Here is a 19,298-nt window from a genome sequence, read left to right as displayed (position 1 = left end):
GAAGAAAAGGATACATATTAGAATATTTTTTGGAGGTAGAAGCATGGCTAAAATTACTGTAGGAACCGAAAATCAAGAACCAATTGAGATATATTATGAGGATTATGGCACAGGAAAACCAGTTGTACTAATTCATGGTTGGCCGTTAAGTGGTCGATCTTGGGAATACCAAGTTCCCGCTCTTGTTGAGGCTGGATACAGAGTTATAACATATGATCGTCGAGGATTTGGAAAATCATCTCAGCCGTGGGAAGGGTATGAATATGATACCTTTACTTCTGATTTACATCAACTATTAGAACATTTAGAGCTTCAAAATGTCACACTTGTTGGTTTTTCTATGGGTGGAGGCGAAGTAGCCCGGTATATTAGTACGTATGGAACAGATCGTATTGAAAAGGCTGTTTTTGCTGGAGCAGTACCTCCATATTTATACAAATCAGAGGATCATCCTGAAGGGGCATTAGATGATGCAACAATTGAAGCGTTCAAAAGTGGTGTGATTAATGACCGCCTTGCATTTCTTGATGAATTTACTAAGGGATTTTTCGCAGCTGGTAATCGAACAGATTTAGTTAGTGAGCCATTCCGTTTATATAATTGGGATATAGCAGCCAGTGCATCACCTAAAGGAACACTTGATTGTATTACCGCCTTTAGTAAGACAGATTTTAGAAAAGACTTGGAGAAGTTTAATATACCTACTCTTATTATTCACGGTGATTCTGATGCAACTGTACCATATGAATATAGTGGGAAATTAACACATGAAGCAATTCCTAATTCTAAAGTAACGTTAATAAAGGGTGGTCCACATGGGCTAAATGCAACGCATGCCAAAGAATTTAATGAAGCACTCCTATCATTTTTAAAGGACTAATTACAACTATATAATTGTTAATTAATAAATTATAAACAAGTTAAAATAAAGCTTTATAAAAGATGCTCTTGGATAAATCCAGGAGCATCTTTTTAATGGTGATATTGAGATGTTAGGTTGATAAATCTCCATTAATTTTGGATTGAATACTCTTCTTAACAGCTAAAATATATTGATTAGAGTTTTTTAGATTTCTTAGAAGTATTGTTATATTACTATCAAGATAATATTTTGAATAATCCTCAAAATAAAGAAATGTTTTGTCAGAAAACAATAAAATCTTATTAATTTTTATAATTAGTTGAATTTTTATAGAAATAATTCTCTTAATATATTAAAATAACATCGTATTATGTCAGATTTTAATTAGGGGAGAGAAATTTTATGTTGAAAAAAATCATTCCAGTTGCTTTAGCATTAAGTACAGTTACTTTTACTAGTGTATTTGCTATGCCTTCAGCCCAAGCAAGTACAGAATTAAACCGCTACATAGATGTACAAATGCTCGGTATTAACGATTTTCATGGGCAACTAGACACTGTAAAAAAAATTAACAATAAAGATGCAGGGGGAATTGAGTACTTAGGGGCTTATTTACGTGATCGTGAAAAACAAAATCCGAATACATTAAAGGTACATGCTGGAGATGTTGTTGGAGCAAGTACTCCTGTTTCAGCATTATTACAAGACGAACCTACGATTGAATTTCTAAATGATTTGAAATTCGATGTTGGAACGATAGGGAATCATGAATTTGATGAAGGTGTTGAAGAAATGAACCGCCTTATTTATGGTGGATACCATGAGAAAACAGGGAATTTTAAAGGAGCAAAATTCCCATATGTTGCTGCAAATTTCTATAATAAATCCACCGGTCGTTTATTTTTACCACCATTCACTATAAAAAAGGTACAAGGAGTTCCTGTTGGATTTATCGGAGTCGTAACAACGGATGTTCCTAACCTTGTTATGCCTACTATGCTAAAGAATGTAGAAATTACAGATGAAGTTGAAGCTATTAACAAATCCGTAAAGCAATTAAAAAAACTAGGCGTTAAATCTATCGTTGTTCTTGCACATAACGGAGGTATAACAGATGGGAACGGCGTAACAAATGGTGATATCGTCCGATTAGCAAATGAGACTGATCCAGAAGTCGATGTTATTTTTGGTGGCCATAGCCACACTTATGTAAATGGAACTGTTAATAATAAACTTGTCGTACAAGCAAATTCATATGGTATGGCTTTTGCTGATGTTGATGTAAAGATTGATCGTAAAACACAAGATATTGTTGAGAAAAAAGCAGAAATTGTTACAACTTATCATGAAGGCATAGAGCCTGATAAAAAAATAAAGAAGAAGATGGAGAAATATCAAGCAAAAATCGCACCTCTTGTTAATGAAGTTGTAGGTAAGTCTATTGCGCCACTAGATCGCAAACTCAATACGGCTGGTGAATCTACTCTTGGAAATTTAGTTGCTGATGCCCAGCGTACAACAATGCAATCCCAAATTGCACTTATGAATCCTGGTGGTATTCGTAATGACTTAGATGCTGGTGATATTACATGGGGAGAGATATATGGTATTCAACCATTCGGAAATCAATTAATAAAAGTAAATTTAACAGGTCAAGACATTCGTGATATTTTAAATCAACAATGGCAAAAAGACATAACAAGAATGCTTCAAATTTCAGGAATCCAATACACTTGGGATGCGAACAAGCCCAATGGAGAAAAAGTAACAAGTATTCGCTTAACGAATGGAGAAGAAATTATTCCTTCTAAAACTTACAGCGTCGTTGCTAACGCATTTTTAGCTTCAGGGGGAGATGGATTTGTATCTTTTAAAAACGGTAAAGATGCTGAAACAGGACCAACTGATTTTGAAGCATTAGTAGATTATATAAAAAAATCAAAAGAACCAATTCAGTCTATTATTGATGGAAGAATTCAAAAGATAAATTAGGTTTTTGTTAATCTTAAAAACAAATAGATTACCTGTGCACTATACTTTTTCGTGTGCAGGTAATCTATTTTTTTTGCGTTTTCGGGCACAGATGCTACTTCAACCCTAGTGTACAAGTGATTTTGAATGTAAGGAATTTGTAAGGGATAGGTAAGGAAAAAGAGATTTTCATTGTGTAGGATAAAAATATAAGGAGGCGTGAAGGGGGGATAAGTACGGCATATATATAACAATTAGTAACAAGAGTGTTTTGTGAAAATAATGAGTACAATGATTGCAAATGTATTGTTGCCTTTTCATCATTGAGAGAATGGATAGCTGTGTGGCTCGTATATGACACTGCTATCAACTATCTATACAATTTTAATAGAAGAGAGGAATTTTTTATGAAAACACGCAGTAAAATTACATGTGCAAGTCTAGCACTTTTAATAGGTGGAAGTTCCCTGTTATACATAACACCAACATCAGTTGTAAAAGCAGAATCTACGCAAAATGTATCTAGTTCGTTACAAACAAGTACGCAAAGCGATCGTACTTCCGTTAAGAAAGCAATGCGAGATGAACTGCAACTTGGATACCCAGGAATACTCGCTAAAATTTCTAAGGGGGATAAAACTTGGAGTTATAGTGCTGGGGTAGCGGATCTGAAAACTAAGAAACCAATGCAAGCAGATTTTCGCTTTCGCATTGGCAGTGTGACGAAAACGTTCATTGCAACAGTTCTACTTCAATTATCTGGAGAGAACCGTTTGAATCTAGACGACTCCATTGAAAAATGGTTACCTGGTGTTATTCAAGGAAACGGATATGATGGTAACCAGATTACGATCCGGCAAATATTGAATCATACAAGTGGTATTGCTGACTATATAAATTCAAAAGACTTTGATATTACGGATATAAAAAAATCGTATACGGCTGAAGAATTTGTAAAGATGGGGATTTCACTTCCCCCAGACTTTGCCCCAGGAAAGGGTTGGTCTTATTCAAATACAGGATATGTAATACTAGGAATCCTTATTGAAAAAGTAACAGGAAACAGCTATGCGGAAGAGGTTGAAAATCGGATTATTGAACCGCTTGATTTGTCAAATACATTTTTACCTGGTAATTCAAGCGTGATTCCAGGCACCAAGCATGCCCGTGGCTATTTGCAACTAGACGGAGCGAGTGAGCTAAAAGATGTTACTTATATTAACCCAGGTAGCTCGGATGGAGATATGATTTCTACTGCTGACGACTTAAACAAATTCTTCTCTTGCTTACTAGGTGGCAAATTACTGAAGGAACAGCAGTTAAAACAAATGCTTACTACAGTTCCTACAAATAGAGAGGGAACCGGATATGGTCTTGGAATACTTGAAATTAAGCTTCCGAACGGTGTCTCGGTATGGGGACACAGGGGGGCCGTTCCAGGGTTTTCCACTTTTGCTGGTGGAACACTTGGAGGTAAACATACACTCGCTATCAATTCGAACAGTTTAAACCTTAATAACCCAGAAGTTTTTAAAAACATTTTACTTGCTGAATTTAGCAAGTAGGAAAAACGGATAAATTTTGTCATTTGTAATTTCTATCGGAATGGATTACCGCTTGAAAGAGTTTAGAGGGATTAAGTATCTATAATTGTGTAGGAGCAGTATTTGCAAAATTAGAAATTGAACTAAATTTAACCATCAAAGATAATATTAGTGGGAAAAATTTGAGGGACATTAAGGATTTTGTGAAGAGGACTTCAAAAATGAAATAACATTGTAATAACTTTCTATTATTAATTGAAAGTTATTACCCTATAAATTCAGTCATTTATTATATAACTGAGTGCATAAAAAATGAACCAAACTCTATTAAATAACGTAAAAGCTAAAAGGTTTTCGCTTTGGGAACATCTCAAAATATTAAATTGATGGTAACTTTGTTGTAGCTCTTTAAACATACCTATATTAAAACCCAAATATCTCAGCATTAAATTGAGATATTTGGGTTTTTCTAAAGGAATCAATTTTTTAAAAAATTTTTAGAAATTTAAAGATAAAGTATTGTATACATGTAAGTATGATTAAAAATGAAAAGTTGTAAATGCTAAATTTAATTAAATATGCCTTACTCTCTTTAACATTGGCCTGAATGAATAGTTTATAGGAGATTACACTGGCTAAAGATGCGATAATTGTTCCAAGCCCTCCAATATTTACTCCTAGTAATAAAGCTTTCCAATCAGAAGTAAAGTTTGATAGAAGAATTGAAGTAGGAAAATTGCTAATCAATTGACTCAAAAATATGGAACTAAAGAAGACTGAAGTATCTCCTCTTAAATTAGCGCGAGCAAATGTCCCCAGTGCATCGGAATGGGAAATGTTTCCGATAAAAATAAAAAAACAGACAAAGGTTATTAGAAGAAAGTAATCAATCTTAAATAGTAAGTTTCTATCTAACGTAAATGCTGCTATCAGTGTGACTATTAGCGCAATGTAATAATTAATAACACCAAAAATAGATGCAATGATAGTAATAAGTATCAAAATCCAGACGGTAGCTTTTTTTCGATTTTTCACGGTAATAACAGGTAGTTCTATTTTCAAATCTGTTTTTTGAAGTTTTTGAGTAAATATAAATAACAAACTAATTCCAAGTACAGCTAAAAGCAGGATTGAACCTAAAAATGGGATGAGCTTAATTCCATAGTAAGAATATAGGTATAAATTTTGTGGGTTTCCCATAGGCATCAAGCTACTACCGATGTTTGCCGCAATTGTCTGCAGGATGATTGTATCCATCATGTTCATTTGTGTTTTTTTACTAATGACAAGTGTTATTGGTACAAAAGTGAGGAGAGCAACATCATTTGTTACAAACATGGAGCAAATAAAGCATAACAAAATTAGAATAATAGATATTGACCTGCTGTTATTGCATTTATTTAAAATCGCAACGGCAAGTTTGTCTAATATCTTTAGCTGTTCCAAGGCCTTAATGGCCACCATTAGATTAAATAAGCTAATTAACACTTCAAAGTTAATATATTCGATCTTTGGCGAATGTATTAAGCAGCTTACAATTGCTAGTATCAGTGAAATGGTAAGTACTAAATCCTTTTTTAAAAATTCGAATTTCATAAGGAGTCTTTTTTTATTTTGAACGAATACTATTTCTTTCACAATACACCACCTGTAATCTATGTTAGTAAATATACGTTTTTGGGATAACTCGATATTGCTAGAAAAGAGGATGACATAAGGTCCTAAATAAGAGTTTTGTAATGTTTCATCCCTTCAACAAAATCCTTTTTTCTTAGTGTCTTTCATGTTGTAAATATGTGCAATATAGACGAATCCAACTAGGGGGATTAATTGAGAAAACAAATGTTTTTTGTATGATACCATAAATAAATTAAATGTTTTATTTTTTAAATATTCTTATAATATTCCGTTGATTCTTGATTTCAAATAATTTATATGAACTTCTAAAAGAGAAAAAATATGCATGTTTTTATGAAGAAAATAGAGGCTTGTCAAAGGATAGATAGAACAAAATCTGCGACGTTTGGATACTGTATAAAATTCACAAAATCTCACTGTTTTTTTAGATGAAAAATCTTAAAATATTTTTTTGTTTTTATAAAAATCTGTACTTTTTCGTAACATTCTGTACTTTTAATTATAAATTAAAGACAAGCTTCTCTTAGTTAAAGATTGAAAGCGCTTTATAGATTTTTCGTGAAATTTTTACCTAGCCTATTTTTGAGATTAGTAGTAAGAAAGGAGATATTTCCATGTTCTTAAGAAAATTAACAAAAAACCAGTTAATCACTATTGATTATTATGATTTAAATGTAAATCACCGGTAAACGAAACAAACATAATAGTACAACAACATTAGTGGATAAGAATATTAGTTTTGCAGAAGGGGATAGAGCATCGTGTGTATAAATGGTAAATTTTAGAAAATTCAGTTTTGCGGTTGCGTGTTGCGATGTTTGTTTAAAAAGGCCAATTCTATTAATATAGAAAATTTTTATCCTTGTTGTATTTGAATATGAATGAGGTATTTATGCCAAGGAATATAGGTGATTTTATATAGATTATGATAGATAAATTTTTGGTATGGAGTGATAATATGGAAAGATTTTTTGTAGAGTTAGTCGGATCAACAAATGATTTTTTATGGTCTAAATTGTTAATTATTATGCTTGTTATTTGCGGAATTTATTTTACATTTAAATTGAATTTTGTACAGTTTCGAATGTTAAAAGAAATGGTCCGTGTATTAATGGAGGGGAAAAGTGGTTCTAAAGATCAAATCTCTCCTTTTCAAGCGTTTTGTATTGGTATGGCAGCCCGCGTTGGAACAGGGAATATCACAGGAATTGCGATTGCAATTGCATTAGGTGGTCCTGGAGCTGTATTTTGGATGTGGATTATTTCTATTATTAGCTCGGCCTCCAGTTTTGTCGAAAGCACATTAGCACAGATATATAAAGTAAAAGATAAAACTGGTTTCCGCGGTGGTCCATCCTATTATATGGAAAAAGGGTTGAATAAACGTTGGATGGGAGTATTATTCTCTATTTTAATCACAATTACTTTTGGTCTTGTATTCAATTCAGTACAATCAAATACAGTTACAATTGCTTTTCAAAACTCATTTGGTACAGATCGTCTAACAGTTGGGATAATCATGGCCATTGCTTTCGCTGCGATTATTTTTGGTGGTGTACAACGTATTGCAAAAATGGCTGAATACAAGGTGGTATTTTTAGCAGTATTATACATTGGAGTTGCATTATTTGTTGTAGTTACCAACATATCAAAAATGCCGGAAGTTCTTTCTCTTATTGTTCAAAACGCATTTGGTTTTAAACAAATAGCAGGCGGTTCAATTGGTGCAGCACTTATGAATGGAGTTAAACGCGGTTTATTCTCAAATGAAGCTGGTATGGGAAGTGCACCAAACGTTGCCGCAACAGCAACAACAAGTCATCCGGTGAAACAAGGACTGATTCAAGCATTTGGTGTATTAACGGATACACTGATCATTTGTACTAGCACTGCCTTTATTATTTTGCTGTCTGATGCATATAAACAATCGGGGTTAAATGGTATTGCACTTACACAAGCAGCATTAAGTGAACACATAGGTCCTTGGGCATCGGGTTGTCTTGCTATCTTTGTTTTTTTATTTGGATTTGGTGCGTTAATTGGCAACTATTATTATGGTGAAACAAATATTCGCTTCTTACATACAAGTAAAGTGTGGTTAATGATATACAGAATAAGTGTGTTGGCTATGATTGTATTTGGTTCTGTTGCAAAGATTCAAATTGTATGGGATTTAGCGGACTTATTTATGGGCTTTATGGTTATTATTAATTTAATTGCTATTACCTTACTTTCAAAAGTAGCATTTGCGGCGTTACAAGATTATATAAACCAGAAAAAAGCTGGTAAAGATCCTGTTTTTTATAAAGAAAACATTAAAGGGCTTGAAAATATTGAATGTTGGGATAGTTATGAGAAAACTTCAAAAAAGAAAAGTGTGTAATAAGAAGGATATTCAGACTGCAATATGTCTGAATATTTTTCTTGGTTCTAGTGCAAATATTATTGATTATAGTAAAGAAAAAATCATTCTATATAAAGTTAATAGTACGGGGGAATATGATTAAATGATAAAGGATTCTAGCGTTCAAGTTGAGGGTCAAGAAAAAGTTTGCTTAGATCAATGGGTAGCTCATTATCGAGCGTATGCAGCTAAGGGACGAAGCGCCAGTTATATTCCCGCTCTGGGGGAAATAAATGTATCGCAGTTAGGTATTTGTATAGTAAAGCCAGATGGAACAATGATAAAATCAGGAGATTGGGAGATACCTTTCACATTACAAAGTATATCAAAAGTAATCGGTTTTATAGCCGCTTGTTTAAGTCGCGGTATTTCTTATGTATTAGAACGAGTTGACGTAGAGCCAACTGGAGATGCCTTTAATTCAATTATTCGTTTAGAGATACATAAACCAGGAAAACCTTTTAATCCTATGATCAATGCTGGAGCGATTACGATAGCTTCACTTTTGCCAGGGACATCGGTGCAAGAAAAATTAGAATCTCTATACGTATTAATTGAAAAAATGATAGAGAAGCGTCCCGCTATTAATGAAATAGTATTTCAATCAGAATGGGAAACGGCTCATCGTAATAGAGCATTAGCATACTATTTAAAGGAGAATGGTTTTCTAGAATCAGATGTGGAGGAGACACTAGAGGTTTACCTAAAACAATGTTCGATTGAAATAAATACAGAAGATATTGCCTTAATAGGGCTTATACTAGCACATGATGGATATCATCCTATTCGCAAAGAACAAGTGCTCCCTAAAGAAGTAGCTAGGTTAACAAAAGCTTTAATGCTAACTTGTGGAATGTACAATGCTTCTGGAAAATTTGCTGCTTTCATTGGATTACCAGCTAAGAGTGGGGTATCCGGTGGAATTATGACACTTGTTCCCTCAAAATCTAGGAAGGATTTATCGTTCCAAGATGGATGTGGTATTGGTATTTACGGACCAGCCATTGATGAATATGGGAATAGTTTACCAGGAATTATGTTGTTAGAACATATTGCAAAAGAATGGGATTTAAGTATATTTTAAAAAGGAGCACAGATATTTTGGTGTTAGAGCGAGTCCAAAAGTGTTCAGACCTTATATTGTGTCTGAACATTTTTGAGTTATAAAGTATCTTTCTAAAGTAGAAGGGTGTAATGAATACTCACAATCTATAATGCTTTCGTTTATATCTTATTTATCAGTTTTTGAAAAAAATAGAGTAAGTATTGTATTAATGCAAATAGGTTTGTATACTGACTGTTAGGCGAAAGTGAGAAGTGATTATTTTGAATCTTAGTAATTTAGTAAAAAAAGACATCTATATTCTCGTTTTAATGATACTTACAGTACCCTTAGTAGGTGAAATAAAGTCATTTCCTTTAAATGAAACATTTAGAATGAGCTTTGGCGCACCAACATTTTTCTTTTTTTTGTTATTGTTTCGACGAATTCCAGCATTTTTACCGGGTTTTTTAACAGCGATAGTCGTTGTAGTATTTCGTATCTCAATGGATGTCATTATAAAGGGAAATATGGATTGGCTAGCCGCTTTTCATACTCACTATCCTAGTTTTTTCTTTTATTTTACTTATTCGTATCTCTTTCATTTAGCAAAAATCAAACGTTTTTATCATCAACCACTAATGATTGGTTTTATTGGTTGCATGATTGAAATACTGTCAGACTGTGTGGAATTAATGATTCAATATTTCGTATTAAAAACATCGATCACATCCGAGGCAATAAATGAGATTATTGTTATCGCATGTTCCCATAGTTTTATAGTTCTAAGCTTTTTCAATATGATGAAATTGTATGAAGCGCAATCAAGGGAGAGACATATAAAGAAGCAAAATGAACACATGCTCATGCTTATCTCTAATTTATATGAAGATGCTGTTCATTTAAAAAAAACATTACAAGATGCTGAGAATATAACAAAAAAATCCTATGATTTATATAAAACCTTAGACTCTTTTGAGCACAAACAGATGGATTTTCAGTTTGGGGATTTAAGGCAACAGGCATTACAAATTGCTGGTGAGGTCCATGACGTTAAAAAGGATAACCAACGTATTTTTGCTGGACTTTCAAAACTAATTTCTGATGAAAGTTTTACAGATTATATGTCTGTACATGAACTAGTAAATATCATTATACGGGCAAATACGAAATATGCACGGTTGCTAGAGAAAGACATCCAATTTGTGTATAAAATTGATGGTGTGCATTCTCATTATCATATTTACACAATCTTATCTATTATAAATAATATCGTTACAAACGCTGTAGAAGCTATCCAAGGTATGGGAACCATCACAATTGACATTAATAAAGACCACCATTTTGTTGAATTTCAAATAGGCGATAATGGTCCTGGTATTTCTTCAAAATATAAAGATTCAATTTTTGAGCCTGGGTTTACTTCTAAATATGATGATTTAGGCAACCCATCGACAGGTATCGGATTATCGTATGTTAAAGAAATGGTCGAACAACTTGAAGGTGATGTTACGCTTGAGGACAGAACCGAAGGAAAAGGATCAATTTTTATAATTAGATTAGGGATTGATCATATAATTTCGAAAGGGTGATTCTATGTATTTTTATATAGTAGATGATGAAAAAGCGGTTCGCTCAATGTTGGCTCAAATTATCGAGGATGAAGACCTTGGGGAGGTTATAGGAGAAGCTGAGGATGGTTTATCTTTAGAGCAACAAATGCTAATCCTTAAAAATATAGACATTTTATTTATCGATTTGTTAATGCCGATTCAAGATGGAATAAAAACAATCCGTCAAATAAAACCTTCGTTTAAAGGGAAAATCATCATGGTCTCTCAAGTAGAATCAAAAGAATTAATTGCTGAAGCTTATTCGCTTGGTGTTGAATACTATATTATTAAGCCAATTAACCGGATTGAAGTATTAACAGTTGTTCGGAAAGTCATTGAACGAATTCGTTTGGAAAAATCGATAAAAAACATTCAAGAATCGCTTAATATGGTACTAAAATTGGATAGTAATTCAAGTACGCAAGAAAAATACCGTAATGAAAAACATTTAAATACTTTTAATCATTTTCAAAATTCCATTCATTTTCTTTTGTCTGAATTAGGAATAGCCAGTGAAAGTGGAAGTAAAGATTTAATGGATATGCTAGATTATTTATATAAATATGAACAAGATAACACGTTGGAACAAGGCTTTCCCTCACTAAAAGAGATTTTTATGAATTTGGCTCAAAAAAAACTTGGGGATTCAGCTGAAGATGCCGAATTAAAAAGGTTCATAGAAGCTTCCAAACAACGGATTCGGAGAGCAATTTATCAATCATTAAACCATTTAGCATCCCTTGGACTTACTGATTTTTTAAACCCGAAGTTCGAAAATTATGCTTCTAGATTTTTTGATTTTACTACCGTAAGGAGAAAGATGACAGAATTGAATAATGAACCAACATTACCTGCTCGTATTGATACGAAAAAATTTATTCAAGTTCTTTATTTTGAAGCAAAACGAATACACTTGGAGTTAAGATGATAAACTCTTGTTAAGTATTATTTTCAATTGATAGATTGATAATAATTTTTCTTTTTATTCTCCTTTATTTCATATTAGTTTTAAAATCAGAAAATTCCGTATCGATTTGGTAGAAGTGCATGAACTTAGAACAAAAGAATATGTATTTTTTATTTTTTTAAACATTAATATTCATTAAAAAAACGAGTATTTCCAAAATAAAATATAACTACATAGTAAGTTGAATTTAAAAAAAGATGCTATCTTCTAGCATCTTTTTTTCTTTAAGAGGAAATATCATTGATCCTTATATTATTTGAAATTCAAATGCGGGCATATAAATAAGGGAAAAGGAGATAATATTTAACAAATTATAATTGGAAATGGTATTTTAGGTCAGAAATGTTTTTATACTAATTAGGTTATTTGTACTAAATAAGCATAATGTCTCGCTTTTCTGCTCTTTAATCTTATAGTTATTTTTTATTAAGTACATATCGTTTTTTAGAAATCTCAATCCTAGCAGAGTATATAAATTGGGTGATAAAAATGTGGAACATAATTACTTCTTATCTTCCAGATTGGAAAGTCTTTGTACAAGCTTTTATCTTGTTTTTAATTCCGTATACTATCTCAAGATTTTTTCATTGGGTTCGTATGTCAGAGAAAGAGTGGGAAGAATGAGTTGGTGGAAGTCAAGAGACAAACAAGTGAAAAAAAATAATATTCAAAGTAAAACGAAACAAGAGCATAAACCATCTCAAAATGCAAACGTTCATTTCACAAATGATTTTGCCTCTAACTTAGAACTTATAAAGCAACAAATCGGACATAATTCTGATGTTCGCTTTCGGAAGTTTAATATTGGACGCACAGATATTCAAGCTGGGATCGTTTTTGTTGATGGTCTATCAGATAAAGAGATAATTGACAAACATATTATGAAATTACTAATGGATGATTTTTCTGATGAATATAAAAATGAATCTTCTTATGTGGAGGGGACTGTTTCAAAAGAATATATTAAAAATAAAGTTCTTACAATTAGTGAAGTAGCAGAAGTCCATTACATAAAAGATTTAATACCCAAAGTATTGATAGGTTCAACAGCTCTTTTAATTGATGGTTTAGCAGATGTGTTTATTCTTGGTACAACAAAAGCAAATAAACGAAATATTGAAGAACCAGTATCGGAGGCATTAGTCAGAGGGCCACGGGTCGGTTTTACTGAAGTATTGAGTGATAATACCTCACTTTTGCGACGACACTGTGCGGATGAGAACTTATCATTAGTAAAGCTACCAGTAGGAGAACGTGCAAAGAAAGAGTTAGTTGTCGCATTTATTAAAGATCTTGCTAGTACAGAATTGGTGGATGAAATAAAAAACAGAATTCAGAAAATTGACATAGACAGTGTACTCGAATCTGGTTATATAGAGCAACTTATTGAAGATAATTATCTCAGTCCTTTTCCGCAGATTCAAAATACAGAACGACCTGATCGTGTTATTAGTGCTTTAATGGAAGGTCGAGTAGCTATTTTGTTAGATGGAACACCATTTGTTTTAATTGCTCCAGTTACATTTAGTATGCTGCTGCAATCACCAGAAGATTATTATGAAAGGTGGCTTCCTGGTACGCTTCTCCGCTTATTACGCTTCATGACAGCTTTTGTTTCATTATTTGCCCCAGCACTATATATTTCTTTTATTTCATTTCATCCAGGATTAATTCCCACTAAGCTCGCTATTTCTATTATCGGATCGCGAGAAGGAGTTCCTTTTCCCGCTTTAATAGAAGCGTTAATTATGGAAGTAGCTATCGAAGTTTTGCGAGAAGCAGGTTTACGTCTGCCTAAACCGATTGGGCCTGCAATGGGAATTGTGGGTGGTTTAATAATTGGTCAGGCTGCCGTAGAAGCAGGAATTGTTAGTCCAATAATGGTTATCGTTGTTGCGGTAACAGCTATTTCTTCTTTTACTATTCCGCAATATAGTGTGGGAATTACGTTACGCATTCTTCGTTTTATAGCTATGTTTTGTGCTGCGATATTTGGCTTGTATGGAGTTATTCTCTTCTTTCTTTTACTTTGCAGTCATTTAGTGAAACTGAAAAGTTTTGGCGTTCCTTATACCAGTCCTGCTGTTCCATATCGATTTAGTGACTGGAAAGATTTTATGGTTCGCATGCCATTAAAAATAATGAGACGTCGACCAAAAATAATGCATACCAAAAAAAATATCCGCAAAAGGTAGCTGATGACGAAAGGAAGTGGCCTTCAGTGATTACTAAACTTAAAGACCGAATAACAACTTCGCAAGCAGTTGTTATTATTGTAAATTACATACTTGGGACAGGAATCCTCACTTTGCCCAGAGCATCTGTGGAAAAAGTGAAAACACCAGATGTATGGCTAAGTGTGATATTAGGTGGAATACTGGCAATGGTTTCAGGAGTAATTATGGTCAAATTAAGTCAGCAGTTTCCAGAAAAAACATTTTACCAATACAGTCAAGATATTGTAGGGAAATGGATAGGCAGGTTGCTTAGTTTTCTTATTATAGGGTATTTTCTTACAACTTCAGCATTTCAAATTCGTTCAATGGCAGAAGTAATAAGCTTTTTTTTGCTCGAAGGAACCCCCACATGGGCTATTGTTATGCCTTTTATGTGGATAGGTCTCTATTTGATTATGAGTGGTATTAATTCAATTGCACGGATGTTTGAAATAATATTTCCTATTACTGTTTTTATTTTTTTAATCATTTCCTTTATGAGCATCGGAATATTCGAGATAGATAATCTCCGTCCCGTATTGGGTTTGGGGATTAAACCAGTGTTAGATGGGATAAAAACAACGTCTCTCGCATATACAGGTCCTGAAATTATGTTAATTCTTTTGGTATTTATGGAACAACGAAATAAAGCAGTAAAAGCTATTTTAGTTGGAATTTCTATTCCGTTAATCTTTTATGTAATAACTGTTGTAATGGTCATTGGTGCATTATCAATTGATGGGGTTGTAACAAGAACATGGCCGACAATTGATCTTATGCGCAGTTTTGAAATTTCTGGATTGATATTTGAACGTTTTGAATCTTTATTGCTTGTAATATGGATTATGCAAATATTTGCTACCTATACGATTAGTTATTATGCAGCTGCATTAGGATTAGCACAACTCTTTAAAAAGGGAATTCATCCGTTTATTTTTGCTTTGATTCCAATCATTTACATCATTGCTATGACTTCGAAAAATATAAATGACTTGCTTAAATTGGGGGATATGCTCGGTAATGCTGCTTTATTTTTATTTGGTTTACTGCCACTGCTTCTTCTTATTATTACGCGATTAAAAGGAGGAGTAGTGTGAAAAATAAATTTAATTATATGCGGTTCTATTTGGCTTTGTTATGGACGCTTTTGCTTCTATTTTTAACAGGATGTTGGAGCAGTAAAGAAGTAGAAGAGTTGAGTTTAACTGCAGGTATAGCACTAGATAAAGGGAAGGATTCAACAATTGAGAAAGAGGATGAGGAAGGAGGTTATCCTAAAAGAAATCTTATAACAGCTACTTATCAAATTGTTAGTTCGCAAGCACAAAGTAAAGGAAATGGACAACAAAAACGTTATATAAATGTTTCTGAGACCGGTGATTCCATTCATCAAATTGTTCGTGAGTTTTCATTGAAAAGAGAGAGCACAATGTTCAGCCCACATTTAAAAAACATTGTTATTAGTGATAGTCTTGTACGTACATTCAGTTTAGAACAATTACTTGAACAGTATCTCCGTGACAATGAAGTTCGGCTTAGCTGTATGCTCTTAATTAGCAAGGGTCTAGCGAAGGAGGTACTGGAATCAAACAAAAAAGGAGAAATCCCAGCATTTCGTTTGTCTGGAATTGCAGATAATAGAAATAGAACAACAAGGATTTTACCTCCTGTCTCGCTCGCTAAATTGGAAGGAAAGATGCGGTCAGGGTCCAGTTTTCTTTTGCAAAATGTAATCTCGATAAAAGGGGAAACAAAATTTGCAGGAGCTGCTGTAATTAAAGGGAAGACAAAAAAGTTGATGGGCTTTTTAAATGAACAGGAATTGGAAGGAGTAGTATGGATAAATGGAAAAAGGAATGGTGGTGTGGTAAAAACTTTTGATAAAGAATCAAAGAAACTCATTATATACGAAATAAAGTCAATAAAAAGCAAAATCATACCACATGTTAACGGAAATAATATTTCCTTTGATGTAAACATTGAATCAGAAGGGCGTTTGTCTGAAAATTGGATGCAATCAGGAAAAGATTTTGAAAATGAATTTTTAAAAAGGGAAGAAAAAGCTATTGAAAAAGAAGTAAAGCACTTAGTACATCATGTTACAAAAAAAATACAAAAAGAATACCAAGTCGATATTGCGGGTTTTGGCAACCAATTAAGAATTAAACACCCGAGAACATGGGAGAAAGTCAAAAAAGATTGGGATCAAACATTTAGTAAAGTACCGATTAAATATCATATAAATGTAACTATACAAGATTATGGAGCGTCAAGTTTAAAACGGTGAGATACATTAATTGAAATTATATTTACATCAAAACAAAAAGTTATAAAAGTTTTAATTTGAAAATTTTTGTAACTTTTTGTTTTTTTATGTCCTTCTTATTATAGATTAAAGAAATGATTTTATCCCGCTATTTGCCGGGCAGTAAGACCCACACCTCAAAATTCAGCGAAAGCAAAGAAGTTATTAGAGGTATATGTAAGCTCTATATAGGAAGGAGAATTTTGAAATTCTATTGATAAACCAAGTAATTGTAATAGCCCTTATTTAGAATAATAATTTCAAAATCAATAAAATTTAGAGTAGAAGGAGCAAGAGCAAATTATTATGAATAAACAAATAGGATTCATCGGATGTGGAAACATGGGTATTGCTATGATAGGTGGGATGATTAAAAAAAATATAGTTTCTCCAGATCAAATAATTTGTTCAGATTTAAATGTTATTAATTTAAAAAATGCTAGTAATGAATATGGCATAACTATAACTACTAACAACAATGAAGTCGCTAACAGCGCTGACATTTTAATTTTATCAATCAAACCAGATTTATACTCATCGGTAATTAACCAAATAAAAGATCAAATAAAAAATGATGTAATCGTTGTAACTATTGCTGCAGGAAAAAGTATTAAGAGCACTGAGAATGAATTTGGTAGAAAGTTAAAAGTTGTTAGAGTAATGCCTAATACACCGGCACTTGTTGGAGAAGGAATGTCTGCGTTATGTTTTAATGAAATGGTTACAGAAAAAGATATAAAAGAGGTACTGAACATATTTAATATTTTCGGCCAGACGGAGGTTATAAATGAAAAACTAATGGATGTTGTTACATCTATTAGTGGTTCTTCTCCAGCATATGTGTATATGTTTATAGAAGCCATGGCAGATGCTGCTGTACTTGGCGGTATGTCGAGAAAACAAGCTTATAAATTTGCTGCTCAGGCTGTATTAGGTTCTGCAAAAATGGTATTGGAAACAGGAATACATCCAGGTGAATTGAAGGATATGGTTTGTTCTCCAGGTGGAACGACGATAGAGGCTGTAGTAACGCTAGAAGAAAAAGGTTTAAGAACAGCTATCATTTCAGCTATGAAACGTTGTACGCAAAAATCTATGGAAATGTCTAGTTTAACTAGTAAGTGAGAAGCGAATTTATATAATATTTTAAATCTATTTAATGTAAAAGAAATATTATGAGGCTAGTTAATAACTAAGTAAATTTATATACAACACTAACGAGAAGAATAAACCTTATTTTAAAGGGGATACAGAAAATATGAGTAATTTACTAAAAAAGAAATCCGTTACACAATTGTTAGAGCATAATCAAAGCAAGACTTTAACGAAAACATTAGGAGCATTTGATTTAATTATGTTAGGGGTAGGCTCGATAGTTGGAACGGGCGTTCTTGTGTTAACTGGATTAGTAGCAGCAAGAAATGCTGGCCCAGCAGTTGTTTTTTCATTTATACTTGCAGCAATTATATGTGGATTTATAGCATTATGTTACGCGGAAATTGCTTATACACTCCCGGCGTCTGGTAGTGTATATACATACTCATATGCAACAATTGGTGAGTTTGTTGCTCATCTAGTAGGTTGGTCATTGCTATTAATATATATCGTGGCAACAGCGGCTGTCGCTGCTGGATGGACAGGCTATTTCCACAATTTAATAAAGGGATTTGGATTAGAGATACCTAAAGCTCTAGTAACGATTCCTTCGCATGGTGGTATTGTGAATCTACCAGCAGTAATCATTACATTGATATTAGCATGGATGTTATCCCGTGGTACGAGGGAAAGTAAACGAATCAATAATACAATGGTATTGATTAAAATTGGAATGATTTTGTTGTTTATTACGGTTGGTATATTCTATGTAAAACCAATGAACTGGATACCAATTGCACCATACGGTTTAAGTGGAGTTTTTACGGGTGGAGCAGCTATTTTATTCGCTTTTACGGGTTTTGATATATTAGCAACTTCAGCAGAAGAAGTAAAAGATCCGAAACGTAATCTTCCGATCGGTATTATTGCATCATTAATCATATGTACAATTATTTATGTTATGGTATGTCTTGTTATGACAGGAATGGTTTCCTATAAAGAATTAAATGTTCCTGAGGCGATGGCTTATGTAATGGAAGTTGTAGGACAAGGAAAAGTCGCTGGTGCAATTGCTGCAGGTGCTGTAATTGGCCTTATGGCTGTTATTTTTTCCAATATGTATGCGGCAACACGAGTATTCTTTGCAATGAGTCGTGATGGATTGTTACCGAAATCATTTGCGAAAGTTAATAAGAAAACTGGAGCACCCACTTTTATAACTGGATTGGCAGGAATAGGGAGCTCTATAATAGCTAGGTTTATTGATTTGAAAGAATTAGTTAATTTAGTTAATATCGGTAGTTTGGTGACGTTTGCGTTAGTTTGTCTATCAGTTATTATTCTACGTAAATCACACCCAAATTTAAAACGTGGATTTATGGTACCTTTTGTACCTGTATTACCATGCGTTGCAATTGTATGCTGTGTGTTTTTTAATGCTAAATTTACCGTTAAGGACATGGGTGTACTTTAGTATTTGGATTACTATTGGGGTAGTAATATATTTCCTTTATTCGATAAAACACAGTAATTTAAATGAGGAAACGATCTCGAAATTACATGATAAAATTGCGAGATAATAACGATAGAAAATTTTATTAATAATCATATTGATAGTTGAGGAACATAGAAACAGTTTTT

General features: G+C 33.1%; 12 protein-coding genes and 1 pseudogene. 12 read left to right on the top strand and 1 reads right to left on the bottom strand.

What is annotated here, in order from left to right; genetic code table 11:
• Positions 1-43: 43 nt before the first annotated feature.
• From AC22L0_RS11905 to AC22L0_RS11895, 3 genes are all read left to right on the top strand, one after another.
• Entirely contained in the window at positions 44-880 is an 837-nt protein-coding gene (locus tag AC22L0_RS11905; protein ID WP_001074330.1) for a bromoperoxidase, read from the top strand.
• Between the two features lie 384 nt (positions 881-1,264).
• The gene (locus tag AC22L0_RS11900) at positions 1,265-2,854 is read left to right on the top strand and encodes a bifunctional metallophosphatase/5'-nucleotidase (RefSeq protein WP_087965151.1); all 1,590 of its coding nucleotides are present in this window, start codon (positions 1,265-1,267) and stop codon (positions 2,852-2,854) included.
• A gap of 386 nt (positions 2,855-3,240) precedes the next feature.
• Positions 3,241-4,398, top strand: coding sequence for a serine hydrolase domain-containing protein (locus AC22L0_RS11895; RefSeq protein WP_070756674.1), 1,158 nt, complete (start codon positions 3,241-3,243; stop codon positions 4,396-4,398).
• Positions 4,399-4,863: 465 nt separating this feature from the next.
• On the opposite strand, the gene AC22L0_RS11890 is transcribed toward AC22L0_RS11895, so the two are convergent.
• Complete coding sequence (locus tag AC22L0_RS11890; protein ID WP_000659287.1) at positions 4,864-6,015, bottom strand: anion transporter; 1,152 nt, start codon at positions 6,013-6,015, stop codon at positions 4,864-4,866.
• A 958-nt stretch (positions 6,016-6,973) separates the two neighbouring features.
• Between AC22L0_RS11890 and AC22L0_RS11885 the strand changes: the two genes are divergently transcribed.
• The 9 genes and pseudogenes from AC22L0_RS11885 (at position 6,974) to AC22L0_RS11845 (ending at position 19,237) form a co-directional block, all read left to right on the top strand.
• On the top strand, positions 6,974-8,398 hold the full coding sequence (locus AC22L0_RS11885; protein ID WP_087965153.1) for an alanine/glycine:cation symporter family protein: 1,425 nt from the start codon (positions 6,974-6,976) through the stop codon (positions 8,396-8,398).
• A 124-nt stretch (positions 8,399-8,522) separates the two neighbouring features.
• A complete protein-coding gene (gene glsA / locus AC22L0_RS11880; protein ID WP_000588648.1) occupies positions 8,523-9,503 on the top strand; it encodes a glutaminase GlsA in 981 nt (326 codons plus the stop codon).
• Between the two features lie 233 nt (positions 9,504-9,736).
• Positions 9,737-11,053, top strand: a complete 1,317-nt coding sequence (locus AC22L0_RS11875) for a sensor histidine kinase (protein WP_000584794.1) — start codon at positions 9,737-9,739, stop codon at positions 11,051-11,053.
• Positions 11,054-11,057: 4 nt separating this feature from the next.
• The gene (locus AC22L0_RS11870; protein WP_044584615.1) at positions 11,058-12,002 is read left to right on the top strand and encodes a response regulator; all 945 of its coding nucleotides are present in this window, start codon (positions 11,058-11,060) and stop codon (positions 12,000-12,002) included.
• Between the two features lie 659 nt (positions 12,003-12,661).
• On the top strand, positions 12,662-14,236 hold the full coding sequence (locus tag AC22L0_RS11865) for a spore germination protein (RefSeq protein WP_000119228.1): 1,575 nt from the start codon (positions 12,662-12,664) through the stop codon (positions 14,234-14,236).
• Between the two features lie 26 nt (positions 14,237-14,262).
• On the top strand, positions 14,263-15,354 hold the full coding sequence (locus AC22L0_RS11860; protein WP_000628929.1) for a spore germination protein: 1,092 nt from the start codon (positions 14,263-14,265) through the stop codon (positions 15,352-15,354).
• Entirely contained in the window at positions 15,351-16,544 is a 1,194-nt protein-coding gene (locus AC22L0_RS11855) for a Ger(x)C family spore germination protein (RefSeq protein WP_000790799.1), read from the top strand. Before AC22L0_RS11860 ends, AC22L0_RS11855 begins: the two co-directional genes overlap by 4 nt.
• A gap of 324 nt (positions 16,545-16,868) precedes the next feature.
• Entirely contained in the window at positions 16,869-17,687 is an 819-nt protein-coding gene (gene proC, locus AC22L0_RS11850) for a pyrroline-5-carboxylate reductase (protein ID WP_048568447.1), read from the top strand.
• Between the two features lie 133 nt (positions 17,688-17,820).
• Positions 17,821-19,237, top strand: a pseudogene (locus AC22L0_RS11845) (amino acid permease).
• Positions 19,238-19,298: the final 61 nt, after the last annotated feature.

The sequence above is a fragment of the Bacillus sp. LQ01 genome (genome assembly GCF_057624735.1).
The sequence above is the reverse complement of the archived record's forward strand: the minus strand, read 5'-3'. Positions and strand labels throughout refer to the sequence as shown.